General features: G+C 59.3%; 18 protein-coding genes. 2 read left to right on the top strand and 16 right to left on the bottom strand.

Annotation, left to right across the window (positions count from 1 at the left end; translation table 11 throughout):
* Nucleotides 1-57: 57 nt before the first annotated feature.
* From fliD to LOC68_RS11535, 16 genes are all read right to left on the bottom strand, one after another.
* Entirely contained in the window at nucleotides 58-3,840 is a 3,783-nt protein-coding gene (fliD, locus tag LOC68_RS11610; protein ID WP_230218653.1) for a flagellar filament capping protein FliD, read from the bottom strand.
* Between the two features lie 200 nt (nucleotides 3,841-4,040).
* A complete protein-coding gene (locus LOC68_RS11605; RefSeq protein ID WP_230218651.1) occupies nucleotides 4,041-7,247 on the bottom strand; it encodes a flagellin N-terminal helical domain-containing protein in 3,207 nt (1,068 codons plus the stop codon).
* A gap of 508 nt (nucleotides 7,248-7,755) precedes the next feature.
* A complete protein-coding gene (gene csrA, locus LOC68_RS11600; RefSeq protein ID WP_105339260.1) occupies nucleotides 7,756-7,977 on the bottom strand; it encodes a carbon storage regulator CsrA in 222 nt (73 codons plus the stop codon).
* A gap of 245 nt (nucleotides 7,978-8,222) precedes the next feature.
* Nucleotides 8,223-8,663 carry a flagellar assembly protein FliW gene (gene fliW / locus LOC68_RS11595; RefSeq protein WP_230218649.1) on the bottom strand — a complete coding sequence of 147 codons (441 nt, stop codon included), beginning with the start codon at nucleotides 8,661-8,663 and terminating at the stop codon, nucleotides 8,223-8,225.
* 162 nt (nucleotides 8,664-8,825) lie between these two features.
* Nucleotides 8,826-12,557, bottom strand: a complete 3,732-nt coding sequence (flgL, locus tag LOC68_RS11590; RefSeq protein ID WP_230218647.1) for a flagellar hook-associated protein FlgL — start codon at nucleotides 12,555-12,557, stop codon at nucleotides 8,826-8,828.
* Nucleotides 12,558-12,679: 122 nt separating this feature from the next.
* Nucleotides 12,680-14,383, bottom strand: coding sequence for a flagellar hook-associated protein FlgK (gene flgK, locus LOC68_RS11585; protein WP_230218646.1), 1,704 nt, complete (start codon nucleotides 14,381-14,383; stop codon nucleotides 12,680-12,682).
* A 36-nt stretch (nucleotides 14,384-14,419) separates the two neighbouring features.
* Nucleotides 14,420-14,956, bottom strand: a complete 537-nt coding sequence (flgN, locus tag LOC68_RS11580) for a flagellar export chaperone FlgN (RefSeq protein WP_230218644.1) — start codon at nucleotides 14,954-14,956, stop codon at nucleotides 14,420-14,422.
* A 41-nt stretch (nucleotides 14,957-14,997) separates the two neighbouring features.
* A complete protein-coding gene (locus LOC68_RS11575; RefSeq protein ID WP_230218642.1) occupies nucleotides 14,998-15,417 on the bottom strand; it encodes a rod-binding protein in 420 nt (139 codons plus the stop codon).
* Between the two features lie 21 nt (nucleotides 15,418-15,438).
* Entirely contained in the window at nucleotides 15,439-16,566 is a 1,128-nt protein-coding gene (locus LOC68_RS11570; protein WP_230218640.1) for a flagellar basal body P-ring protein FlgI, read from the bottom strand.
* A gap of 14 nt (nucleotides 16,567-16,580) precedes the next feature.
* Nucleotides 16,581-17,273, bottom strand: a complete 693-nt coding sequence (locus LOC68_RS11565; RefSeq protein ID WP_230218638.1) for a flagellar basal body L-ring protein FlgH — start codon at nucleotides 17,271-17,273, stop codon at nucleotides 16,581-16,583.
* On the bottom strand, nucleotides 17,273-18,133 hold the full coding sequence (gene flgA, locus LOC68_RS11560; RefSeq protein ID WP_230218637.1) for a flagellar basal body P-ring formation chaperone FlgA: 861 nt from the start codon (nucleotides 18,131-18,133) through the stop codon (nucleotides 17,273-17,275). The genes LOC68_RS11565 and flgA overlap by 1 nt, the downstream gene beginning before the upstream one ends.
* Nucleotides 18,134-18,163: 30 nt before the next feature.
* Nucleotides 18,164-18,964: a flagellar basal-body rod protein FlgG gene (gene flgG, locus LOC68_RS11555; protein ID WP_230218635.1), complete on the bottom strand. Its 801-nt coding sequence runs from the start codon at nucleotides 18,962-18,964 to the stop codon at nucleotides 18,164-18,166.
* Nucleotides 18,965-19,000: 36 nt separating this feature from the next.
* A complete protein-coding gene (locus LOC68_RS11550) occupies nucleotides 19,001-19,768 on the bottom strand; it encodes a flagellar hook-basal body protein (protein WP_230218633.1) in 768 nt (255 codons plus the stop codon).
* 258 nt (nucleotides 19,769-20,026) lie between these two features.
* Nucleotides 20,027-20,953: a hydroxymethylbilane synthase gene (gene hemC / locus LOC68_RS11545; protein WP_230218631.1), complete on the bottom strand. Its 927-nt coding sequence runs from the start codon at nucleotides 20,951-20,953 to the stop codon at nucleotides 20,027-20,029.
* 156 nt (nucleotides 20,954-21,109) lie between these two features.
* A complete protein-coding gene (locus LOC68_RS11540) occupies nucleotides 21,110-22,102 on the bottom strand; it encodes a DUF502 domain-containing protein (RefSeq protein ID WP_230218629.1) in 993 nt (330 codons plus the stop codon).
* Between the two features lie 85 nt (nucleotides 22,103-22,187).
* On the bottom strand, nucleotides 22,188-22,808 hold the full coding sequence (locus LOC68_RS11535) for a ComF family protein (RefSeq protein ID WP_230218628.1): 621 nt from the start codon (nucleotides 22,806-22,808) through the stop codon (nucleotides 22,188-22,190).
* Between the two features lie 284 nt (nucleotides 22,809-23,092).
* Between LOC68_RS11535 and LOC68_RS11530 the strand changes: the two genes are divergently transcribed.
* Both LOC68_RS11530 and LOC68_RS11525 read left to right on the top strand, forming a co-directional pair.
* Entirely contained in the window at nucleotides 23,093-24,232 is a 1,140-nt protein-coding gene (locus LOC68_RS11530; RefSeq protein ID WP_230218626.1) for an LptF/LptG family permease, read from the top strand.
* A complete protein-coding gene (locus tag LOC68_RS11525) occupies nucleotides 24,229-25,317 on the top strand; it encodes an ADP-ribosylglycohydrolase family protein (RefSeq protein ID WP_230218624.1) in 1,089 nt (362 codons plus the stop codon). Before LOC68_RS11530 ends, LOC68_RS11525 begins: the two co-directional genes overlap by 4 nt.
* The last annotated feature ends 18 nt before the right edge of the window (nucleotides 25,318-25,335 follow it).

The raw sequence follows: 25,335 nt of genomic DNA, 5'->3' as shown, positions 1-25,335 counted from the left end.
GCGGGATGCTATATCTATCGGACGCTCGAGCGTCAGGCTTTGTGCGAATATCCGCGACTAGTTTTCGGGGATCGTAATTGGCTGAATCGCACTCAGGTACTGCGTATTGGTCTGGATCTTGGCGAGCGTCGACTCCAAGTCATAAAATTGGTTCAGCAGGACTGTCTGGCGACGTTCCAATTTTTCGTTCCAGGCGTCGATTCGCGACTGATTCAAATCAATTTTGCTTTGCAACGCTTCGATTCGACTGATAAGCAGCGAGCTATTCGCCCCCGCGAACGCTTCCATCAGGTCGTCAAACTGTTGTGCGAACCCGATTTTCTTTTTCTCGCCGCTGATCGTCTGTTCTTTCAAGAAAAACTCTTCGACCGCCTCCGGGTCTTCCGCAAACTTTTGTTGCAGCTTCGTCGTGTCGAGCGTCAGCTTGCCGCTATCGTTGTAGGTGAAGCCAAGCTGCTGCAGCGATTGAATGCTGCCGAGACCGGCGTAACGCTTTGTGAGGATTTCGCCAAGTTCCGTGTCGATCCGGTTCGCGACGTTCGTGCCGAACAGGATGCCGGTTGAGCTGTCCGCCTCATTGAACGAGGTGTAGTCGTCCATCAAGTCGACCAGCGCGTTGTACTGCGTGACGAACGAGTTGGCGGCGGAGATTAACGCCGTGTCTGATTCGGAAACGGTGATGTTGACCGGCGTGTTCGTCGCTTCCTTGATCGTGACGCTAAGGCCTTCGACGACGCCGGTAAAGGTGTTGGTCGACGAAGTGGTCAGAATCCCGGACGATCCATTGGCGTTCGAGCCGAACAGGAGCAGGGCGTCTTGCCCACGCACCGTCTCATCAAATTCGAATTGCGAGTTGGAAGAGTCGATCTGGAAATTGCCGCCGCTGCCGGTTTTGTCCGAAGTGAGCGAAATGCGATATCGCTCGGAACCGGCGCCGTAATCGAAGACGTTCGCCGAGAATCCAGCGTCCAGGTCGTTGATCTTGGTGATTACGTCGTTGATCGTTTCGCCGGCTTCGATCTGGATGGTCTTGTTGAACGTGCCGACGATGCTCTGTTTCGAGTCCCCTTGGGCGATCGAACCGGTCCCGAGCAAGCCGAGCGAAGTCGCCGTGCCGGTCGTTCCTGAGTCCTGGATCCGCAACTCGCCAGATCCGTTGGCCTGGTCGATGATCTTGATGCCGTCGCCGGTGGCGTTGATTTCGGCCGTGACCTTGACGCCGGTTTGGCTATTGATGGCGTTGAGCAGGTCGCCGACGGTCTTAATCGTGTCGCCGGAGAGGTCAAAAACGCGGGCGCCGCCGGCACTGTCCTTGATGATGAACTTGCCGCGCGTGATCCCTTTGCCGCCATTCAACGAATCAAGTTCCGTCTGCTCACTGATGTATTGGAAATGGAGCGAGCCTGATTCGACTTTCGTCTGCGAGGTCGATACGGCGATGTTCAACTGGGTCGCCGAATTGGTGGCGTCGGCGTTCTCGATCTTGAAATTGCTGAAGAACTGGCCAGTCGTGTCGCGAATTGTGATGCCGTTGCCGGCTGTGTTGTATTCGGCTTCTATGCCCAGTCCCGAATCGTTGAACGCGGTCAAGACGTCCTGCACCGTCTCGGCGCCAGACAGGTCGATCGTCGCCGTCGCGCCGCTGCGGTCGGTGATCTTGATCGATCCTAGGTCAAAACCTTTGCCGCCGTTCAGCGAACTGATCAACTTGGAGTTGAGCCCGCCGATGTAGCGACCGCTCGAAATCGTGTCGCTGGCGGTCGAAAACGCGATTCCGAGATCCTCGGCCGCGTGGCCGTCGCCAAAGCTGCTGACGGAAAACGATCCGCCGTTGTCCGTCGAGAGGTCGATCAATTCGATGCGATCGCCATCGGCCGAGATTTGCGCCTGCAATCGCGTCGGATCGACTTCATTGAAGATCGTCAGCAGGTCTCCCAACGATTGGGGCGAGCGTTCCTCTCGTGCGGCTCCGCCCGACGTAACGGCGGTGCTAAGGACGTCGACAATCCGGTCTCCGCTACCGCCGGTCGCGGTCGCAGCGGTAAAGCGAGCCGACGTCGTGGCGTTGCCGTTGATGGCGGCGATGACGTTATCGGCCGTGGTCGCGCCTTGTTGGATGCGGACGGTCAGCGTGATGTTGTCAGGATCACTGTCGTCATATTCGACGACTTCGTTACCAGCGGTGACGGCCGGGTCGTTAACGTATCGCAGCGTTACGTTGTCGTACTCTCCCCCCAATTGCTTGGCCGTAAGCTTGACGACGCTGTCGACCGATTGAGCGGTCGAAATGCCGATGGCGTTGGCGGTTCCGCCGCTTGTCGTGCCGGTGTCGGAGACGTCGATCAAGCCATCGCCGTTGCTGCCGACGACGTTCGCCGCGGTAAACAGCGGGCTCACCAACGGATCGCCGCTGATCGCCGCGATCACGTCATCGGCGGTCGTTTCGCCGGCCTTGATGTGGACAGTCAGCGTCTTGTTGCCGGGATCGCTGTCGTCATAAATGACCGTTTCGCTTCCCTTGCTGACGCCGGGATCGTCGACGAAGAGAATCTGTACGCCGTCGTAGTCGCCACCGGCGTTGACGGCGCTGATCTCGATACTGGCGTTGGCGTTGGCTGCCGTCGTGACCGCGGAAGAGAGCGCCGTTCCGCCGGTGGTGATCGCGGTATCGACGGTGTCGATCAAGCCGTTGCCCGTTCCGCCGTCAATCGTCGCAGCGGTGAAATAGAGTCCGGCCGACGCGTCGTTGTTGATTGCACTGATGACGTCGGCGGCCGTGGTCGAACCTTTGTCGATTTGGACGGTAATGGTCTTCGCCAAATCGTCGTAGACGACCGTTTCGCTACCCTGGGTGACGGACCCGTTGTCTTGGAAGATGACCGACACCCCATCGTAAGCGTCGCCGGCATTGTTGGCCGTGATGCTGAATTTCGGATCGGAGGTCGAGGTCGAAGCGGTTGCGGCGGCTTCGGGTTGAGCGGTCTGCCGCAGGCCGATGTTCTGGGACGTGCCGTCGCGAAAGGTGATCGTCAGGTCGTCTAAGTCGCTGCTAAGACGAATGCCCGCTCCGTCGCGCAGTTCGCTTAACTTCGTGCCGCTATGGAGCGAGAAAATATCGTTGCCGACGTATGAGCTGGCGGCGACGTTGACGTCGCGCAGTCCCAAGTCGGCGGCGGTCGATCCGCCGGAGACTTCTTTGACGATCAGATTGCTGGTCGTCTGGCCGGTATTGTCGGTCAGCTTGATCCGATCGCCCTCGATCGTCGCGGTGACGTCGATGTCGTCGTTGTTATTGATCGCGTTGAGGACGTCGTCGATCGTGGTCGCGTAGCGAAGATCGATCGTGGCGGTATCCCCCGCTCGGTCGGTGATCTTGATCTTGCCAGGCCCGACGCCGTCGCCGCCGTTGAGCCGGTTTAGTTCGATCCCGCTGTCGAGTCGCGGAGCGGCGCTGAACGAGATCGAGCCGGCGCTGAGCGCCTCGGTGAGGGAGGAGACGCCGGAGCTGAGGTATTGCTGCGCCTGTGCCGTACGTACCGGAGTAACTTGCGTTACGCCGACCCGCGGCGTGCCGGTAACCGTGGCGGAAAGTGCGGTGGAGTTGCTGGTCTGCGCGGTGCGCGTGTTGAAAATCGAAGTCTTGCCGAGAGCTTGCGCCGAGAACTGCAAGCTAAGGATCGCCGCGGTGACCTTGCTGAGTGCGCCTTGTTCGTTCGAGACTGTCGTCGTGCGGGAGATCAACAAGTCGCGCGGTCGGGCTTCAATCTTGAGCAGCTGCGTTACCGTATCAACAATGTTGATGCCGGAAATAAGACCAGTAGTGCTGCTAATCCCTGCCATGGGGGAGATCGTCGCTTTCTCAGGCGGCCCAAGCGGCCTGCGTTAACGTCAAATGGACAGATAGCGTCATCATCGTTTATCGACGTTCGGGCGGTAAGATCTTCAGCTTATTACGATTAGGTAAGCGGTATGGCGCAACAAAAAAGCCTCCGCCAAAGTTGGCGGAGGCCTTCGTAATTTCGCGTTGTTCAGCCCGAAACTTATCGGAGCAGGCTGAGCACGTTTTGCGGGTTCTGGTTGGCGATACCCAACACCGAGGTGCCCGACTGGACGAGAATCTGAGCTCGCGTCAGTTTGGCCGATTCGGTGGCGAAGTCGGCGTCGCGGATCGAGCTTTCGGCTTCGGTCAGGTTCGCCAGAGTATCGTTCAACGAGTAGATGTTGGAGTCCAGGGTCGTCTTCTGGAAGGCGCCCAGTCGACCGCGGAGCGAGGTCACCACGTTGATGACTTCATCGACAACCTTCGCGGCGCCGCCGACGTCGGAAGTCAGGCTCTTGTTGCCGCCCGAGCGAAGCTCGAACAAGCGGCCGCTGACGCCGCCCAAGGTGGCGGTGCTGACGCTCTGGATACCGAGGCGGGCCTGCTGGTTGCTGACCACGTCCGGACCGAGTTGGAACAAGGCGCCGCCGCCGACGATTTGGAAGTCGAAGTTGGTGCCGTCTTCCACATCGGCGCCGACCGAGAAGCTCAGGTCGAGCGACGAGGTGTTGATCGAGGCCTTCAAGCCGTCGCCGATCGCCTGGATGCCGTTGATGCGGACATCGACGTCGGTGCCGGTCGAACGATCGACCCCGGTCGTTCCGTTCTGGTCGGTCAGGCTGAAGGTGCCGCTGAGGGCCTTCACGCTGACGAACGAATCCGAACCGAACTTAGTGGCTTGGAACGTCAGGCCCAGGTTTTCCAGGTCCGAGTTGCCGAGCAACGCGGCGCCGTCGGTCGAACCGTTGTCGACCACGCCGCCGGTCAGGGTCGCGGTGTCGTCGGTGGTGACGACGCCGGTACCGCCCGAGGTGGCGCTGAACAGCAGGCTCAGGGTCGAGTCGCCGTCGAGGGCGGCTTTGATGTCGTCCGCCGAGCTGACCCCTTCTTCGATGTAGAAGGTGAGGGTCTTCGAGGCGGCGTCATATTCGCCACGTTCGTCGACGCCGGCCGTGACGGTCGCGTCATTGACGAACTGAACCGTGACGCCGTCGTAGTCGGCGCCCGAGTTGATCGCCGTGAACGTCAGCTGAGCCGTGGCGCCGTTGACCGCATAGGTCGTGCCGGAGGCTTGAGCGTCTTCCAGCTCGGTGCCGCTGGTCGCGAACGAGATGTCCGACGTGGTCGGAGCCAACACGCCGCTGCCGTCGCTGCCGCCGACGTTGGTCACGCTGATGCCGCGATCTTGCAGGTAGGCGAGGGCCGCAGCGGCTTCGCCAGCGTCCGAGATAAATTGGCTCGGATCATCGAAGAAGGCGATCAAGTCGTTGGCGGTCGTCTTGATGTTGCCGTCTTCATCGGTTTCCAGGTTGATGATCAACGTCCCTTCGCTGACCAGACCGCCGGTCGTCGCCGCCGGGATCGTCAGTTCAGAGTAGTCCAAAACGTCGCTACCGTCGCTGGAACCGAAGTTTTCGGCCTCGAAGAAGTCGCTGACGTAGGTGTCGTTGTTGATCGCATCGACGACGTTCTGGGCGGTCGAGGCGCCATCGACGGCGTGAATCTCGATCGTCTTATTCTCTTTGTCGAGCACGACGAATTCGTCGCCGCCGCCCGCCAGGTTGGCGTCGTCCACGAAGCTGATCGTGTAACCGTCGTATTCGGTTCCCTTCAGCTTGGCCGTGATCGAGAACGTACCGTTGGCGTCGTCGTTCTGGATGATCGATTGCGACAAACCTTCGACGCGGGGGTCGGTCGTCGTGTCGATGCCGAGCGAGCTGCCGGCGTTCGAGACGAAGCGGACGTTCGGCGAATCGCCAGGCGCCAGGAATTGCAGACGGTTGTTTTCTTCGGCGACGCCGCTGTAGGCGTAGTTCGAGAACTCGGTGACCGTATCATGACCGTCGTTGCCGGCGGCGAGAGACGCAGTCACTTTGTCGTTGCCGGTCGCAGCGTTGATCGCAGCGATCACGTCGTTGGCCGTGGCGATGATGTCGCCCCCGTCCACGCCGCCCGCGAAGGTGCCCGCGGCGCCCGTCGCAGCAACGACGCCGGCGCCGGCGCCAGGACCGGTCGTTTCGACCAGAGCGGCCGTAAACAGTTCCGAGACCTGGGTGTTAGTGGCGGCGTTGTTGATCGCGGCGACGATTTCGGCGCCGGTCGAAGTGGCGGCCTTGTGGATCGTCAACGTGCCGGCGTCGGCATCGTAGTCGACCGTTTCCGCGCCTTTGGCGCCGGTGTTGTCCAGGATGACCTGGATGCCGTTGACGTCAGCGCCAGCCTGGTTGGCGGTGATGGTGAAGGCGTTGTCGTTACCGGCGGTGTCGACGGTGACCGAGGCCGCAACATAGGCCGAAACGCCGAGCGTCACTTCCAGCTTGGCCGGGTCATCACCGACCGGAGCGGTGTAAGTCGCCGAAGTGGTGGTCGTCGAACCCTTGGTGTACTTGATACGGACGTCGCCCGCGTCAAATCCAGCTTCGTTGGCGGTCAACGTGATGTCATTGTCGGCGCCGAAGCTGCTGACGGTGAGCGAGCCCTTCGTGGCGGCCGATTCGACGACCGCTTCCACGCCCGTGGCGTCCGAAACCAGGTTCACGGCCGAAGCGATTTCTTCGATCGTCGAACCCTTGGCGAAGTTGAACGCTTCCGTACCGTTGGCGCCGCCGATTTCCAGAACCAGATTGTCGGCAACGGCGCCGAAGCCGTAGTTGAGGGTGGCGCGGGTGGCTTGCTTCACGACGTTGACGGCGACGCCGATCGAGCTTTGCGTACCGAAGTTGGCCTGGTCGATGCGGAGGCCTTCGATGCCCGAGCTGTTGACGTTCTGCGTGATGAAGTCGAGGTTACCGTCCAGCAGACGCTTGCCCTGGAACGAGGTGACCTGAGCGATACGGTCAATCGCTTCGAGCGAGGAGTCGATCTGCAGCTGGTTGGCCGCAATCTGATCGTCGCTAAGGGCGCCGGTATTGGCGGCTTCTGAAATCAACCCGCGAATGTCGTTGAGCAGCGAGCTGACCTGGCCGAGAGCGCTGTCGGCGGTCGCGATCAGCTGGTTGGCTCGTTCGCTGTTGGTAATCGCCTTTTCGACGCTGGTGATATCGCTGCGGAGCGATTCGCTGGCGATCAAACCGGCCGGATCGTCTTTACCGCTGTTAATGCGGAGACCGGTGCTCAAGCGAGTGAGCGTCGTGTTGAGGTCCGCATTGGAGCGGCCCAAATTCTTCTGAGCGACTAGCGAACTTACGTTTGTATTGATGCGGGTCATTGGGAGTCACCCCTCCTAAATCCAGGGACTACTTTGAAGCCCGTCCGACGCCTGGGGAAATAGTTTGATCGGAACGGTCGGCTGCAAACGCAGCCCAAATCACACCTTTCTAGTTTGTCATTTCAGGAGGCTTCCTGCCCCTGCAGGTCATCCTGCCGCTTCGCTCTGGTGAAGGAATTTCTCGCCAGCGCTCGACCGATCCTATACACGATCATCTATCGAAGGACTATCGACACCCGAACTTGGACGCTTTAGGTGATTGACTAAGTTTTCCTTGCGCGATTAGAGAACGTAATAGTCTCAAGCGTTACGACCATCACAGAGTGTCGAATTCCGGCGTTTTTGCCGTTTTGGCTGCGCATACCCGCAGCGACGCATTGCGCTTTTGAGGGTGAAGAAAAGGGTCGCAGCAGCGACAAAGAAAGGCGCCGGGCCAGGCGCCATTGAGCGGATTACGATAGGTAAGACGATCGGGCGGGATAGTTCGTTGCGCGAGAGAGGCGCGGAACTATTTCGTCTTACGGAGAGCGGCGGCTTCGTTCGGTTGCAACCGCGCCGCTTGTTGATTCTCGCGTTGAATCGCTTCGTACACCTCTTGGCGGTGGACGGGGATATCTTGCGGGGCGGCGATCCCCAGACGGACTTTGTCGCCACGAATATCGACGATCGTGATCACGATGTTATCGCCGATCATGATGCTTTCGTCACGATGCCTCGACAAGACGAGCATATCAGGCTCCTTCCTCGGTGCGCTGTTCTATTCCGTTTGACGGCGACGCCGGACAACGGTAGGGCATTTCTTTTAAGCGGTAGTCAGCTAGCGGCCCTGATTCGGGATAGCATCGCTGTCGCGGCGCCGGCCGCTGTAGCATCTATCGGCCTTTGATGAGTCGCCATTCAATATCCGCAGCAATGGTCGACTTCTGTCGGCGGAAACGAATGTACCGCCGACTTTCGCCTGCAGATTCGAGCGAACTAGGCGCTTTTGCGGTAATAAGAAGCGCCGCTTTGAATTTCAAACTGCAGCGGCTGCTCGTCCGTCGTCACAATTTGGCGGCCAAGTTGCTTGGTCAGATTGATTACGACCGGCGCGCGTAGATTAATCGTCAGAGAGTCGTCATGTTTGCTGACGATGGTCAGCACGAAGACTTCGTCGTCGGCCGTCAGACGGAGCGGCGAAGACTCTTCTTTTTCCATCCGTACCCGGTATTCCGGGGCGAAACGACGCGGGCTGACGACGGCCAGCGCGACTTCCGGCTGCTGAAGCGATTGCAGCCAGCCCAGATCTTCCGACTTTTCGTCCGACAGCAGAATCCAGTTGACCAGGTGTTCGAAACCGATCAAGCCGTCCGCGAACAAGATCACGTCTTCATCCGCGATTTCGAGCTTTCCGAAGCGAGCCGTGTAGATATCCATGGTCGAAACATCTCGAACAGTGATGCATTGCTGGCAGTTCGCCCTGTCGGCGACCCAATTTCTAACATTCTGAATTATCGGCCGCCGGGGGAGGGCGAATCCATAAAATCCGAACATCCGGCGCAGAAGGCCGCTCGCTAAATCTTCTTGAGCCGCGGCGGACTAGAGATAGTCGAGCAGCGAGAGTTGATAGATTTGACCGATTGTCTGCAACGAAGCCTGGTAAGAGGCTTGCTGAGCGGCGAAGTTGGACGCCGCTTCAACGAAGTCGACGTCGATCTCGGCGGAGAGGTTGGCCTGCAATTCGATCATGTCGTCGTCGAGCCGCGTTTTCAGCAAATCGACGTTTTGCGAACGAGCCCCCAACTCTCCGCGGGAGAAGCTAAGTCGCGACAGATCGGCGTCGAGCGACTCGACGAGCCGGCTGATCTGGACGTAATCGCGATCGACGATCGCTTCGTTCAGTTTGATTAGCGTGTTGAACACGCTCTTCGTCTCTCGCAGATTGACGTCCTTGCCCGACAAGACTTCCGCGGTCCCTCCCGAAGTCGTGCCGACGGTTCCGGTCGCCGAAATCGTGCCGGTTCCGTTGTTCGTCGTGTCGACGCTCCGGTCAAGTTCGGCGTGAAACGTCCCTTCAAGGTTGATCGCGTTGACGATATCGGCGGTCGTCGTCACGCCGGCGTCGATCGAAACCGTCAGCGTTTTCGCTCCCGAGTTGTAGACGGCGGTCGGCGAACCGGAGGTGAGCGTGTCGGTGAAGATGATCTGGACGTCGTTATGCCGCGTGCCGGGATAAAGCGATTCGAGCGTAAACCCGGTGTTCAGGTTTTCCGGCGATGCGAACGAAACCGACGCCGTGGCTGGTTCGGCGTCTGCGACCGGCGTTCCTCCGTTGGTCGCGGCGAGAACGCCGGTGTCGGCGATCAGCCCAGTGCCGTTATTCGTCGGGTCGTTGGTAACGGAGAGATCGGCTGAGAAGGTTCCCTCGGCGTTGATCGCAGCGATGACCGTATTCGCGGTGGTCGCCGCCGGATCGACGTCGATCGTTAACTTCTTCGTCGTCGGATCGTAGTTGACGATCGCCTGGTCGCCGGAGGCGGCGGAGTTGACGAATTCGACCTGTACGTTGTTGAAGGTCGTGCCGGGAAGATTCGCCGTGATTTGAATCGCGTTGTTGGTGTCGCCGGGAGGCGTGAATTCGACGGTCGCCGCAGCCGGCGTCGCGGTCGGCGAATCGGAAACGGTTGCGATCAACGCCCCTTCCGGCATCAGGCCAAGATCGATGGCCGCCGTGCTCAGGTTGTCCCGTTCAATCGTCAGACGACCGATTCCGTCTGGATTGTCGTCGATCAGTTGGATGCCGTTGCCAAAGTCGGCGAGCTTGGCGACGACCGGGCTGCCGTCCTGGTTATCCGGATGGTTGTTGATCAGATTGAGGACGTCGCCGACCGTCTTGGCGCTGGAGAGGTCGATCTCCAGTTGTTTGCCGTCGTTACGCGTGATCGTAAAGTCGGTCCCGTCGGTCGTATTCACGCCCAGCCCGAAGTTCAACGAGCTCAAAAGCGTCGACTCACTGAAGGTGCGGAGTCCCAATTGCGACGCGGTCGTGCCGCCGTTCTCGCCGATGCTGAAATTGCCGCCGCTCACCACGGAACGGAGGTTGATGCCGCTACCGGCCGAGTTGATCTCGGCCAACACGCCCAGACCGGCGCCATTGAGAATGTTGAGCAGATCTTCGACCGTCTCGGCGTCTTCCAGCGTGATTACCTGCGTTTCGCCGCCATTGGTGATCTGCAGGCCGGACTCGGCGTCAAAGTCGGCGCCGCTGCCTCCTTGAAACGTGCCGGTCACGGTCAGGTCAACCAGTCCGGAGCCGCGCTGAAAGTCGGAGACCGTGTCGTGTTCGTCGATTTCGGCCGAATAGAGTTCGCTGAATTTCGCGTTGTTGTTCAGCGCGTTGACCAGGTGATTCGCGTTGGTGCGATCGGCGTCGACCCGGACGAAGATCGCGTTCTCATCCCCGCCGCTATTGCCGGTGTTGCCGATCGGACCGTCGTCGACCGAAGAAACGAACGACGACGGATTGAACGTGTTGCCGTTCGAGTTGTCCGGCCGAACCGAGAAGCTCCCTTCCGCGATGATCGCGTTCATCAACGTTTGCAGCGAGGTTTCGTCGCTGTCGTCAACCGACAGCGTCAACGTTCGCGTCGTTCCGTCATCGGTATAGGTCGCCGTCGCGGCGTCGCCGATATCGCCCGAGGCGTCGATCACGATATTGACGTTGTTGAAGTCGATGCCGGCTTGATTGGCGGTCAAAATCAAGTCGTTGTTGCCGCCGGACAAGGGGAGGGCGGCGCGGGCCTTCACTCCCGTTTGCGAGACGGTGGCGGTATAGGTGTTCGAGCTGTTGGTCGCGAGTACCGAACTGGACGGATTGTAGGTTTCGCCGGTCGAGTTATCGAAACCGACCGAAAACCGCCCATCCGCCAAAAAGGCGTCGGACAACGTTTGCAGCGACGTTTCGTCGGTATCGTCGATTTGAACGGTGATCGTCTTCACGCCGTTGATCGTTGTCGTCGGACCGATCACGGCCGAGTCGCCGATGTCGGCCGAAGAGTCGAAGACGATATGGACTCCGTCGAGACTGCCGTCGGTTGAGTTGGCGGTGAGCAGCAGACTGTTGCCGGCGCCATCCAGGTCGAGCGTCGTTTGCGCACGCTGCAGGTCTTCGGCGAAGCTGACGACTTCGTTCCCTTTAGTGAGTCCCGACTTGGCTTGCAAAAGATCGTCGTTGACCAGGTTCAACGTAACGCCGTTCGCGTCGGCGCCGTTGTTCTTGGCGTTCAAAACGATGTCGTTGTTATTCCCGGCGTACGAAATAATCGCCTGGGCGCGTGAACCAAGCAGATCGGAGATCTTGGTCGCCTTGGTGATGATCGGGTTGAGGTCGGCGCCTTCAATCGGATTCACGCCGTTGCCGTTGGTCTTCAAGATTCCGAGCTGGGCGGCGACGTGACTTCCCCCTTCTTCCCGGATCGTCAGGTTGCCGCCGCCGGCGTCGTCGATGTCGATGTTGAGGCCGTTGTTATCGATTCGCGCCGTGATTTTCCGTCCCGGAGGCGGATTTCGCTCGATCAAGCTGATCACGTCGCCAATCGTTTCGGCCGAGCGAATGTCGATCGTCACCGGATTCGTGCCGTCCGAAATGACGAAGCTCCCCTTGGCGATGCCGGCGCCGCCCCGCAGGTCGGACAGTTTCGTGTCCAAGGTCAGGACCGGGTTCAGGTCGATCTTGCTTTTGACTTCCGGCGAGATCGCGCCGAAGGCGGTGTTTCCGTTGACCGTGGTGTCGAACAGCAAGTCGACGTCCGCGAAGCTGTTCAGTCCGTTCGTGTTGCCGTTGTAGGTGACGAGCCCGTTCTTCAAGGTAAAGGGAGTCGTCGTCGTGTTCGAGCCGCCGAAGAGATAGCGACCGCGGAACTGGCGATTGCCGATGTCCAGGAATTGTTGCAGGGCGTTTTGAAACTGCTGACTGGCGGCGGCGACTTCCGTATCGGTCGCCGTCGAATCGACCATGATGACCGCCAGGCCGCGCATTTCGGAAAGCAGGTCCGCAGCGCCGGCCATCGCGGTGTCGGTCGCCGAGAGATACGACTGGCTGGTCGTCAGGTTGACGCTGATCTGCGTTTTGCGTTCGATCAGCGACTGAAGCGTAATGCCGCGAATCGCCGCCGGAGCGTCGTCGCTCGGCGCAAGCAGACGGCGGCCAGTGCTGAGCTGGTTCTGCAGATTGAATAGGCTGGCCTGACTCGCCGCTAATTGCGAGAGCAAGCGACTCTGCAAGTTGCCGTCGCTTACGCGGGTAGTCGGGACCGGTACGATTCGAGTCATGGCGGTATGCGTCGCTTAGAACGCGTCGAAAAAAATTGGGTACGTACGTAATGACGCCGCCGGCCGATTTGCGGTCTTCGGCGTCGCTTTCATCAAAAATTACCGCGACTTCTGTTGATTCGTTATAGGTTCACCAGCACTTCCAACAGTTCGTCGATAACCGAAATCAATCGGGACGCCGCTTGGAATTGACGCTGGAAAGTAATCAGGTTGACCGCTTCTTCGTCGAGGCTGACGCCGCTGAGCCCTTGCTTTTGCCCATCCAGCGTTTCCTTGAAAACGCGGTATCCTTCGGCCACCGACTTGGCGACCGAAGCCGACTGCGTCACGTCGCCGACCAATTGCGAGTAAATGTTGTCGATCGTTTGTCCGTTGCGGCTATCGAGCGGGCGATCCAAAAATCCGGCCAGATCGACCGCATTGTCGGTGTCGACGCCGATGCCGTTTTTGCTAGCGGCGAACTTGGACGGATCGGTTTTGATCGCGTCGTGGATGCCGATCGTGCTGGCCGATGTGCCGGTAAAGAACGTTCCCAGCCCGAGCGCCGCCAACGCGCCGCTGGTATCGTCCCCAAAGGCGAACTCGACGTTCTCCGAATCGCTGGCGATTTGCAGGTGTCCGTCCAGCGAGATCGACGCCGACAGGCCATCAATGTTGTTGATCGCATCGGCGATATCTTGCAGCGACGTGTCGTCCGACAACCCGTTTAATTTGACCGGGATGTTGACCGTCTTGGTCAGGCCGGTTTCCGTGTTCAGGGTGTAGACCTTGAACGAACCGTTGACCGGCGTATAGGTGAGTCCGGCCTGATCGAGCGGCTCGTTGATCGCCGACTCGTCGACGAAGAATTCGCTGGTCATCGACTGATAACCGGTTTCCCCTTGACCGCTGGAGAAGACGCGGTTGAACTCGAAGATCAACGATCGAGCGAAATCGTCCAGGTTGCCCAGGAAGTCGCCGACAATATCGTCGCGAGAGGTGATCAACCCCTTCAATTTGCCGGAGTTGACCTGAATCGGGGAGTCGGTTCCGGCGAGCGTCAGCTTGACGTTGTTCAGGCCGTTTTCGGCGACCGTTTTCGTTTCGACCTGCCGTGCAATGCCATCGATAACCAGGTATTCGCCGCCGAGAAAGACCGAAACGGAGCCGTTCTCCTGCTCGACCCCTTTGATGTCGATAATCTTGGCCAGTTCGGTCAATTTGCGTTGCCGTTGATCGCGGAGACCGATCGCGTCGCTCTTGGTGACCGGCCCCGCTTCCAGCGTCGTAATTTTGACGTTCAAATCGGCGATATCGTTGAGCAGCGAATTGATGTCGCTGGCCGATTGTTTGATTTGCTTATTGAGATCGGTGTGAATCTCTTTGGCGCGGCTGTATAAGCGGCTGATGTCGCCTGCTAGCGTCTGACCGCGGAGGACCGACAAGTTGCGAACGCCGACGTCTTCCGGCTGGTTCAGGATGTCGTTGATGCTTCCCAGGAAATCATTGAGCGACGAGCTGATGTCAGTATCGCTTAGTTCGCCGATCAGCGCCTCAAGCTGTAAATAGACGTTTTCCTGAGTTTCGCCGTTGGCGAGATCGCTGGTCGAGTTGCGGAGGCGTTCTTCGAGAAAATGGTCGACCTGTTGAACGACCCCTTCGACCTGCACCCCCATGCCAAGGAGCAAGCCGCCATATTTTTGCGTCGGCGCAGGGGTATAGATGACTCGTTCGCGCAGATAATCGGGCGTATTGACGTTGGCAATGTTATTGCCCGTCACCTGGATCCCGATTTGCGCGGCAAGCAGCGCGTTCTTCGTTTGTTGAAGCGATGTGTAAAGAGTCATCCTTGACTATTCTCCATGGACCGTCCCAATTCCCAATTAGGATTCCAGGTCCACAAGAGAACCTCCCTGTTGAGCGTTGTATTGCTGCGCGGAGTTCTCCTGTTCATAAGTCGGCTGAAGTTTGCCGCCGGTCGCGATGATCTGCAAAATCTGCGACAAATGTAGTACTGAGCGTTGGGCTAGCACGAAGTTGACCAGCGTTTCGTTCTGGATGGTGCGCATCCGGAGTTTCGCCGAACTGGCTATCTCACGCAGTCTCTCTCCTTCGGCGCCATCAGCCATCTCGGCTAGCGATTGGATGCTATCGCTCGGCAAGCCGTGCTGTTGGGCGGAAGTGAGGAGCGAATGTCGCGCGTCCCGAAGTTGCTCGAGCCGCTTGATCAACTCCAGCTCGCGCTGTTGCGTCGCTTCCATGCCGGGAATGTCCCGAGCGACCATCTGGCTCCGTTTCGTGCCGAGCACTTCGATCAGTTCGTCCTGGACGCTGGTCAGTTCCTGAAGAACTTCCGCGGTGGACGATTCCCAGTCGACGGCCGAGGTTTGCGACGCGTCGTCTATGGGCGTAAAAGGCATAGCGAAGACCTTACTCTAGCGGCTGGCGAAGAAAGGGTGATTTACGCCAAGGCGTCCAACAGCGGAGCGCTCGGTTGATCGTTCAACGTCTGGACGGCCTGCAACAAGCTGACCTGTTTCCAGTGAGGGGGGCGTTGCGACGATTCGTTCGAGTTGGAGCTCGAGTTCGATTCGCCGCTGAGATTCTGCTGCGACATAAATTGCTCAAACATGGGACCTGACAGCTCCTGAGCGCTGGCCTGGGACAGTTTTTCGACAAGCAGTTGATCGAGTTGCGATTGGAAGACTTCTTCGCCGCGGCCGCCGTTGAAATAAGCGGACTTGCCGACCGACTTCCGCATCGTCTTCAGCATCTGGCCGAACAACGACTCGCCGACGAATTGGTCGAACTTTTCCCGCACTTCCAACTGCTCGGCAGTCGGAGCGGCGACGTTCAGATTGGCGTTGACGTTGCTGACCATGATTCTTCTTTCAGACGGTCGTTAGTTCACAAAAACCAGTTCGCCGTACAGTTTGCCCTGGGCGTGGATCGCGACGATGATGTCGATCACGTCCTCGGCCGGAACTTTGAGCGTATTGAGCGCGTCGACCAGGTCCTTCAGGCGAGTCGCATAGGCCGGCTGCGTATTGAGCGGCACGAACTTGTTCGATTCGGGATCGATCGTTTCGATCTTGATGCCGTTGTGGGTGACGACGTCGGGACCGATTTCGACATCCGAGCCGACGACGATCACGCCGCGGGCCTTGTTGATGACGACCTTGTTGTTCAGCTGTTTGTCGACGATCGGCGTATCCATCAGGATCGAGACGAAGAAGACCGGATCGGACTGGTATTGCGGCGGGATCTGCACTTCGATCGTCTTCTGATCGAGCGCCTTGGCGATTTGGTTGCTGGAAGACGAGCCCTGGCCGACTTGCAGCAAGTTGCCGACGCTGAAGACGATTTCCTGGGCCATCTGCCAATCTTTGTAACCGTCGTTCAGAACCAGGTAGACCTTGTTCTCGGGCGAGACGAACGAGTTGCGAATCGAACGTTCGATGCGGCAGCCCGACTTGATGCGAGCGTTGGTCGGCACCGACTTGCTGAAGATTTCGAGGTTGCCGGTCGCCATCGCCCAGACCGTTTTGTCGTGCGGGTTCGGACCTTGCAGCGTGCTGATCGCCAGCGAACCCCCTTCAAGGCTTTTGGCGCCGAGCGCGCTCACTTCGCAATCGATCAAATCCCCTTCTTCGGCGCCTTCGGCCGGCACGCGAGCCCGGACGATGACCAACGCGGTGTTCGTGACGGTTTTCAGCGCCTCCGGCAGATATTCGCCATCAGGACCCGAACCGGAGTTGCTGCCGAGGTGCTTCAGGACCAGCGACAACGCTTTGTGGGTCGGGGTCAGTTGCTTATCGCCGGTTCCTTTCAAACCGACGACCAGGCCGATCCCTTGCAGGTAGTTTTCTTCCTGGCCTTTGACCCGGACGAACGTCGACAGCGGTTGCGTGATCTGGAAACGCTCGGCGACCAACGGTTGCGGTTGCGGCTGCGTTTGAGCGGCGACCGAGGCGGCGGCGATCAAGACGAACGACAGGGTGGCGGCGGTTTTCATGGCGGTTGCGATCATGTTTTCGTTCCTCCTTAGAACCACTTCCATTCGTCCCAGATCTTCAGCACCCAGCCTCGTTTGTACGAGTCCCGGATGTGACCGGTCTCGCGTTTGGTGATGCTGAGGTTCGCCAGGCGTTCGCTCATGACGACGTTGTTGGGATCGATGTCTTCGACGCGACAAATCCCGCGCAGGTAGTAGGTCCAGGTTTCGTTGTTGATCTGGATCTCTTTTTGGGCTTCCAGCTTCAGCGTGCCGTTCGGCAAGATCTCCAACACGGTCGCGGCGACGCGAAAGCGAACCTCTTCCAACGTTTCCAAAGTTCCCTGTGTGCGATAGCGGCTGGTCAATTGACCGGTGATTTGCGGCGAGCCGTCGTTCTGCTCATCGGGTACGATCGCCTTCAGGTTTTCCAGGTGAACCCAGTTGGCCAGAATCGCGTTGAAGTTCGCTTGCTTGCGGCGATTCAGATCCCCTTCCGATTCCATTTCGGCCGCTTCGTCGACGCGAATGTGGACGATGTCTTGGGCTTGGATCTTGCGCGGCGGCGGCAGTTCGCGGTAATACCAGCTGAGGTCGCGGATGGCGCCTTGCACTTGTTCGCCGGGAACCGACGGGTCGCCCGGCAAGCTACGCTGGGCCAGGCTCGAAGTCGGGCCTTGGGCCGCGGCCAGCGAACAGGCGGCGGTCAGGAGCAACGAGAATAGGATCGCGGTGCGGTTCATTAACGGGCTCCCTGGTAAGCGGTGACGGTCGTCTGCGGACGTTCGTCGCTGTTGAGGGTCATCGCCTGGCCGTGGCCGATGGCGCGAACCTGGAACACTTCGCCTCGTTCCTGACCTCGGCGCGAATCGGGCGAGATCGCTTGCACCGTCAGCAGTTGACCGACGGCGGCGTCGCTGACGGCGATCGCATCGCGGCGAATCGCCAGACCGCCGATCTTGGCAATCACGGTGACGACGTCGTTCTGATGGATGACGATCGGTTCTTGAACCGAGCCAGACTCGATTGGGCGTTGGGCCGGCAGCGAGCGAATCGCTTCTTTACCGACCAGGGCTTCGATCCGCGTTTCAAAGTCCCCTTCGGTCCGAATGATGTTGAGGGGCTGCACCGTCAGGTCTTTGGCTTGAATCACTTCGCCGCGACGAATCGGGCGAACGGTGTGGACGACCAAGGTTTCCCCTTCGGCGAGCGGGCCGCCGTCCCAGCTGGTTCGCTGAACGCCGGAACCGGTTGAGCGAACCGCTTCGCTGATCGGGGCCGTACCGCTGGTCCGCACGATGCGAGTTCGGCTGGCGCCGGTGAAGTAGAGGTCGGCGTCATGAAAGCCGCGGGCGCTCAGTTGGGCGCGGATGTCGTTGATCGTGACGAAACGCGAACGATCGCAGCTGGGGGCGGGAAACAGTTCCAGCTGCTCCAGCTCTTGCACAAAACGCTGCGATGGTCCGGCGATTTCGGCCAGGTCGCCCAGGCGGACGATCGACTCGACGACCACCGCTTCGCGGCGGAGGACGACGTCGTAGCCGCTAGCGGCGCCGGTCAAACCGGTCAGCAGCAGAGCGAAGGTGGCGAAGTGACGAAGCATGGAAATCGGTTTCTTTCAGGCGTTGGACGATTAACGACGCAGGTTCGAGATCAACTGCAAGATCTGATCGCCGGCCTGCACGGTTTGCGAGTTGAGTTCAAACGAGCGTTGCGTGGTGATCAGATCGATCAGTTCCTGGACCGGTTCGACGTTCGACGCTTCCAGGAAGCCCTTTTCGATGCTGCCGAAGCCGTCGATGTTCGGGTTGCCTTGAATCGCGGCGCTCGAAGCGTTCGTTTCGGCGTAGAGGTTGTCGCCGAGCTTCAGCAAGCCTTCCGGGTTGATGAAGGTGGCCAGCTGAATTTGGCCCACTTCTTCCAGCGTCTGGAGACCGGGACGCTGCACCGAAACGATGCCGTCGGACGAAACTTCGATGGCGGTGGTGTCTTGCGGAATAACGATCGACGGTTCGAGCGGTCGACCGATGCCGGCCGAGCCGGTCACGATTTCGCCGTTGGCGTTGATCGAGAAGTTGCCGGCGCGGGTGTAGTAGGTTTGGCCCGTCGGGTCGAGAACCTGAAAGAAGCCTTTGCCGCGGATCGTCCAGTCGAGCGAACGATCGGTTTCGCGGAAGGCGCCTTGTTGGAAGTCGGTCTGCGTGCTCGAGACGCGAACGCCCAAGCCGATCGCGGTGCCGGTCGGGGTCGGGTTCGACGCGCCGTCCAGCTGCCCCGGCAAGACCTGGTTGTCGTAGAACAGGTCCTCGAAGTTGGCGCGATCCTTCTTGAAGGCGGTCGTGTTCACGTTCGCCAGGTTATTGGAGATCACGTCGAGCTTGGTCTGCAGAGACTGCATCCCAGTGGCGGCGGTGTAAAGGGTTTGAACGCTCATGGTTCTTACTTATCCAAGGGGGAAGGACGCCGGCGGTTAGGCTTGGCGGAGAACGCGGTTTACCAGGTTTCCGAGCATCTCATCATGATTCTTGATCAGGTTGACGTTCGCTTCGTAGGAGCGTTGGGCTTCGATCATCGTCATCATTTCGGTGATCGAGTTGACTCCGGAGCCTTCCAGGAAGCCGGGACGCGTTTGACGTTCTTCCAACTCCAGCGGCTCGACCGCCGCGAGCGGATAGAACGCGGTGTCGCCGTACTTGGCCAGGTCGCTCAGCGAAGCGGGCTTCACCATCGCCAGCGGAATGACGTCGCCGCCGACGGTGACGAAGCCGTTGGTGTCGAAGTAGTTGCCGATGTGGTTGGCCAACGCCTCTGGATCGACTTGAACCGGTTCCCCTTCCGCATCGAGAACCGGGTTGCCCGAGGCGGTAACCAGGTTTCCTTCGGCGGTGAAAGTGAAGTTGCCGGCGCGGGTCAGATAGGTCTGGCCGTCGATGTCGATTTGGAAAAAGCCTTCCCCTTCGATCGCGAGGTCAGTCGGAACGTTGGTTCCCTTCAGAACGCCGCGGGCGTAGTCGGTAACTTTTTCGCTGACGTAGACGCCGCCGCCGACATCGTTGATCGAGCCGGTGTTCGGATAGGCTTTGCCGTCTTCAATCGCCTGGGCGTAACGAGCTTGGAGAACAGCCAGATCGCGCTTAAAGCCGGCGGTATCGACGTTCGCGATATTGTTCGCGAGCACTTCGACCCGTTGGGCTTGGGCTTGGGCGCCTTCTGCGGCGATGTATAGGCCGTATGGCATTGATGCGTTTCATCCATGATTCGCCCCCCCAGGCGTCGCTCAATCAAAGCAAGGGGTGTGCCGAAACGTGCGCAGCGAAAGAGAATCCGCGGAGAGAACGTCGCAAGTGCCGTAAATAGAGAGAGATACGGCGTGCAGATTCTTCGCGGAGGTTGGCGGAGACGCAACGAACGGGACGCGCAGAAATTGCCGGAGTCGCAGGAGATGCTAGACGCTAGCGGAAAGAGTTGCCGAAAGCGTCGTGATTTGCCGGACGAACTAGCTGCCGGTCGCGCGAGCGAACGCGATCAGGCGTTCGGCGCCTTGAATCGCCAATTGATCGGCGACCTGGCGACCGATATCTTCAGCGCGATTGGGCGGTCCGCACGCGGAAGCGGAGATCTTATGATGCCCGTCGCCGCTGACGACGACGCCGTCGAGTTGGAGCAATTGCTTCTCTCCGTCAATTCGCCCCCATGCTCCAACCGGCGCGAGACATCCGCCCCGTAGATTGCGAAGCATCGAGCGTTCCGCGAGGACGGAGAAGTAGGACGACTCGTGATTGAGCGCAGCTAGCACGTTGGCGGCGACGGCGTCGTTCTCACGAATCTCAAGACCAAGGGCGCCTTGCCCGACGGCCGGCAGCATCTGCGTCTTGGGAATGACGTGGCGGATACGCTCGTACAACTCGAGCCGGCGCAAACCGGCTTCGGCCAGGACGATCGCGTCGTAGTGGCCATCATCCAGCTTGCGCAATCGCGTGTCGAGATTTCCCCGGATGTCGCGAATCTGGAGATCGCGGCGGAGGTGGAGCAGTTGCGCCTTACGACGCATGCTGCCGGTGCCGACGATCGCTTCGTGGGGAAGGCTCAGAACGTCAGTCGCCTTCGGCGAGATCAGGACGTCGCCGTCCGCTTCGCGATGAGGAACCGCTGCGAGTCGCAAACCAGCGACATGTTCCGTCGGCAGATCCTTCAGACTATGAACCGCAACGTCGATGCGATTGTCGAGGAGAGCCGCTTGGATCTCGGTCGTGAAGACTCCACGTCCGCCGATCGAGTCGAGAGGACCTTGCGTTACGTCCCCCTGCGTTGCGATATGGATGATTTCGACGACGGCCCCGGCAGTGCGGAGCTGATCGGCGACCCAATTGGCTTGCCACTGTGCTAGCTGGCTGCCCCGCGTTCCAATCCGAATTGCTGGCATATGTCTCGAGGAGATTAGGTGGCCCAATGGAATTGCGACATCGCTGGAAACTTGCCCTTTCCAGGACGACGCCCTTGATATCGTGATTTGCGTATCCCCCGACAGAATACCGCAATTGGCGAGAATTAGCGAGACTGAGACGCAAAAGGTGGGGGTCTATTTTTGCGCGAAGGGGGGCGATTCAACAACTGGCTGGTGGACGCCGTTCGGAGGAACGTCGTCGTTATTCTCGGTCTCTTCGTGCTGCTTGGCCTCGGCGATTTGCGTAGCGATCCGATTGGCCGTTTCGCGGGTCATTTGATGTTCCGGCACCACGACGCCGCAGCTGACGATAAATTGCAGCGCCTGGTCGAGGGTAATATTCAAATCGACCGTTTCGCTTTTCTTGACGTTTACGGTGAATCCGGTCGCCGGCATCGGCGAAGTCGGAATCAGAACGGTCATTACCGGTTCGTTGGCGACGCTGCGAATGTCGAGCAGACTCTCGCTGGTGACGAAGCCGAGCGACCAAATCCCCTTGCGCGGATATTCGACGGCGACAATCCGCGTGAATTCCAGTTCCCGTTCGTTCAGCAGGAAGTCGGTTACCTGCTTTACCGACGTGTAGACGTTGCGCACGATCGGCAGCCGATGCAGGATCTGCTTCTCAGACGTGGTCCAAAGCATCCGGCCGACCCCAATCGCGACGAACTTCCCCGTGAAGTAGAGAAGCAGCACGAAGATGCAGAGGAGGGCCGGAATGGTGATTTGCCGCCGCAGAAAGCGGAGCTGGACGTATTCCTGATAAAACGCCGCGCCGGAGTACGGGAGCGGCTGATCGTGGAGGTTTTCGTTGACCAGGTTGTAGACCGACTCCGGAATCCAGTCGCCATTAGGGGTCTTGTGGTAGACCTCGTTGTTCAGCATCGCGGTCTGGTCACCCGGCTGCGCGTCGGGCATCGTCCGCTGAACGTCGCGGATCGCCATCGCCACGAAATAGCGCGCGGTCGACTCGACCGGGGTCAGCACGTAGTTCTGGACCGAGCTGAGTACCCAAATCAGGATCAACACCGTCAACAACGGCGGCGCTACCAGACCAAGACCGCGCAACAGCGCGCGGCGGAAGGACTGGATGCCGCTTGGTTTTTTGGGTTGCTCTTCGGAATTCATATCTGACCGCAGGGGGTTGCTAGCAGTGCGCGGTACTGCACGAGATTCTTCGACCGTCCGCGGGTGGTCGAGTGATCCGGAAACGTTAGTTTCCTGTTTCGCCGCGTGGCGCACGTGCGGCGACCGCCACGATTACGCGAGCGGCGCCGCATTTTCGCATTTTACCGGTTATCTCCGCCGCCGTCGCGCCGCTTGTCATCACGTCGTCGACCAGCAAAACGCTTGCGCCGCTCAACAAATGGGGAGTTTTCACGCGAAATCCGTCGCGGACGTTCGCCCGACGTGCGGCAAGTCGTAGTTCCGACTGCTTACGCATCATTCGCGAGATTTTTAACGCATGGGGACAAAACTTTACATTTAGCCGCCTGGCGATCGCGGCGGCGAGCCGTTCGGCCGGATTAATTCCGCGGCGAATCCGCCGCAGCCAATAAATCGGCGTCGGTACGACCAGATCAATTGTTCCCAGCCAATCGGTCTCGGCAACTTTGCTCGCTAATAAATTGGCGATCGCCGCTGCAACGGGAGCTCCACTCGCTTGTTTCGCCGTGATAATCGCTTGTTGCAGCAGGCCTGAGTGATCCCCTAGGGTGATCACCCCATCCCACTTCGGTCGCATATCGCGACAGAAGTCACATCCGGCGTCGGTCGCCAAACCCGCGGGAGGCAAGCGATTGCCGCAACGGCGACAACGCAGCGCGTCTTTCACGAGTTGTTCGCAACAGTCTCGGCAATATTCGACCGCGCTTGCCGCATTCGATTCCACCGCCGCGAGACAAAGTGGACAGGCTGCAGGTAATAGCAAACGCCGCCAAGGCCAGATTGCCCAGCTTGTGAATTCTCTCCAGTTGTTTTGGGAGTGCGGCGTCGCCATGCCGCCCAGTATAGGGGAATGGGGTCCCCGATTCACCTTTGGGAAAAATCGTGCGGCGGGTATAACCCTCTGGCGATTTCCGCTTTGTTTTCGTCACCACCGTCGAGATGGTTCCGGCCGTGTGCATCATCGACCGCTATCTGCTCGTGCAGTTCATCAAGTCGTTTCTGATCTTCTTCATCAGCTTCACCGGGCTGTATGTGGTGATCGATTCGTTCAACAACTTGGACGAGTTCCTCCGCTATGGTGAGCAAACGGGACGAGGCGCGTTTCCGATTCTGATCGAATACTACACGCCGCGGATTTTCACCTTCTTCAACATGACCGGCGGCATTTTGACGCTGATTGCCGCGATGTTTACGGTCACCTGGCTGCAGCGGCATAACGAAATGACCGCGCTGATGGCGGCCGGAATTACCAAAGAGCGAATCGTCCGCCCGGTGATTATCGCGGTGGCGTTTATCGCGGTGCTCGGGGCGCTAAATCGCGAGTTTGTGGTGCCGGAATATTCCGACGCGCTCAGCCGGAACGCCCAGGATTGGCTTGGCGAATCGGCCAAGCAACTGCAGCCGAAGTACGATAACCTGACCGACGTGCTGATCAGCGGCAATCATACGTTCGCCAACGAGATGCGCATTGAAGCTCCCAAGTTTCGGCTCCCTCGTTCGCAACCGGGCGTCGGCACGAAGTTGAACGCCGATAACGCCTTCTATAAGCCGGCCGAAGGGGACCGTCCGAGCGGTTACTTGCTCGATAACGTGACCGAGCCGGAAAACCTGGCCGAAGTTTCGTCGCTGTTCGACCGCGACGACAACGTCTTTGTGATGATGCCGAAAGATTATTCGTGGCTCGCGCCCAATCAGTGCTTCGTCATCAGCGAACTGACGTTCGAACAGCTGACCGCGAGTCGCGAGTGGCGAAACAGTGCGTCGACTTGGGCGCTCGTCTCGGCGCTGCGGAATCGTTCGCTCGACTTTGGCGCCGACGTTCGGGTCGAGATCCATAGCCGGCTGACGCAGCCGTTTCTCGATATGACGCTGCTGCTGCTCGGTTTGCCGCTGGTGCTGAAGAACGACAACCGCAACGTCTTTGTGGCGATCGGCTTGTGCGGCGTGGTCGTGATCCTGTTCTTCGGCGTCACGATGGCCAGCCGCGGAATGGGAGCGAACTACATGATCAGCCCGGCGCTGGCGGCCTGGTTTCCGCTGATGATCTTCGTGCCGTTCGCGACTTACATGTCGGAATCGATGCGGGCATGAGCGACCGGGAGATCTCGGAGAATTCACCCTCGCAAAGGGACGCGATTCTCGGAACCCTGTTGGGCGTCGCAGTCGGAGACGCGTTGGGGCTCCCCTACGAAAATCTTTCTCGTCTCCGCGGAGAGCGACTGTTCGGCGAACCAGATCGCTATCGCCTGATCCCCGGAATCGGTTTGATTTCGGACGATACCGAGCACAACTGCATAGTTGCCCAGTCGCTGATCGCGCAAGGGACCGACGTTGACCGCTTTCTACCGGACTTCGCCCGGCGGCTAAAACGCTGGGGGATCTTGCTTCCGGCTGGGACTGGGCGGGCCACCATCATCGCCTGCGCGAGGTTGATGGTTGGCGTTTCTCCGCAGCGCAGCGGGATATTTTCCGCGGGGAATGGCCCGGCGATGCGGGCTCCGATTCTGGGGGCGGCGATTCGCGATTTGGATCAGTTACGCGAGTTCGTACGTGTCTCTACCCGTGTCACGCACACCGATCCAAAGGCGGAATTCGGAGCGTGGGCGATCGCCCTGGCGACGAACCTCTCGTGGCAAGATCAGGAGCTTTCCCCGCAGCGTTTTTTTCAGCGATTGACCGAGACGATTGCGGACGAGCCTGCGGAAGAACTGATTGACTTGGTCGCCAAAGTGATCGCTAGCGTCGAAGCGGGCGAATCGACCACGGACTTTTTAGATTCGCGAGATCTTGGCAAGGGAGTCAGCGGTTACGTCTACCATACGGTTCCGGCGGCATTGCACGTATGGCTTTCTTTTCCCAACGACTACCGCAATGCGGTCCAAACGATGATCCGCTGCGGAGGAGACGCCGATACTACGGCGGCGATTGTCGGCGGTATCGTGGGAGCGAGAACCGGCACGGCGGGAATCCCACCGGAGTGGATTGCCGGGCTGCGAGACTGGCCGCGCACGACGCGGTGGATGAAAGAGCTAGGGGGAGCTTTGGCCGACAGCGTCGAAACTGGCGCCACGGACATACCGCCGCAACTTCCCTGGTGGAAAGAACTGCCGAGAAACCTTGCGTTTCTGACGCTGGTCGTCGGGTATGGATTCCGACGACTACTTCCTCCCTACTAGACCGAGCAGTCAGCTACC

The organism is Blastopirellula sediminis, from assembly GCF_020966755.1.
In the GTDB taxonomy this organism is placed as follows: Bacteria; Planctomycetota; Planctomycetia; order Pirellulales; family Pirellulaceae; genus Blastopirellula; species Blastopirellula sediminis.
Note: the sequence above shows the minus strand (reverse complement) of the source record. Positions and strands in the feature narration are given on the sequence as shown.

Coding starts and splice junctions, on each gene's coding strand:
- fliD (WP_230218653.1), bottom strand. CDS start 3,840: ATGGCAGGGATTAGCAGCACTACTGGTCTTATTTCCGGCATCAACATT.
- LOC68_RS11605 (WP_230218651.1), bottom strand. CDS start 7,247: ATGACCCGCATCAATACAAACGTAAGTTCGCTAGTCGCTCAGAAGAAT.
- csrA (WP_105339260.1), bottom strand. CDS start 7,977: ATGCTCGTCTTGTCGAGGCATCGTGACGAAAGCATCATGATCGGCGAT.
- fliW (WP_230218649.1), bottom strand. CDS start 8,663: ATGGATATCTACACGGCTCGCTTCGGAAAGCTCGAAATCGCGGATGAA.
- flgL (WP_230218647.1), bottom strand. CDS start 12,557: ATGACTCGAATCGTACCGGTCCCGACTACCCGCGTAAGCGACGGCAAC.
- flgK (WP_230218646.1), bottom strand. CDS start 14,383: ATGACTCTTTACACATCGCTTCAACAAACGAAGAACGCGCTGCTTGCC.
- flgN (WP_230218644.1), bottom strand. CDS start 14,956: ATGCCTTTTACGCCCATAGACGACGCGTCGCAAACCTCGGCCGTCGAC.
- LOC68_RS11575 (WP_230218642.1), bottom strand. CDS start 15,417: ATGGTCAGCAACGTCAACGCCAATCTGAACGTCGCCGCTCCGACTGCC.
- LOC68_RS11570 (WP_230218640.1), bottom strand. CDS start 16,566: ATGATCGCAACCGCCATGAAAACCGCCGCCACCCTGTCGTTCGTCTTG.
- LOC68_RS11565 (WP_230218638.1), bottom strand. CDS start 17,273: ATGAACCGCACCGCGATCCTATTCTCGTTGCTCCTGACCGCCGCCTGT.
- flgA (WP_230218637.1), bottom strand. CDS start 18,133: ATGCTTCGTCACTTCGCCACCTTCGCTCTGCTGCTGACCGGTTTGACC.
- flgG (WP_230218635.1), bottom strand. CDS start 18,964: ATGAGCGTTCAAACCCTTTACACCGCCGCCACTGGGATGCAGTCTCTG.
- LOC68_RS11550 (WP_230218633.1), bottom strand. CDS start 19,768: ATGCCATACGGCCTATACATCGCCGCAGAAGGCGCCCAAGCCCAAGCC.
- hemC (WP_230218631.1), bottom strand. CDS start 20,953: ATGCCAGCAATTCGGATTGGAACGCGGGGCAGCCAGCTAGCACAGTGG.
- LOC68_RS11540 (WP_230218629.1), bottom strand. CDS start 22,102: ATGAATTCCGAAGAGCAACCCAAAAAACCAAGCGGCATCCAGTCCTTC.
- LOC68_RS11525 (WP_230218624.1), top strand. CDS start 24,229: ATGAGCGACCGGGAGATCTCGGAGAATTCACCCTCGCAAAGGGACGCG.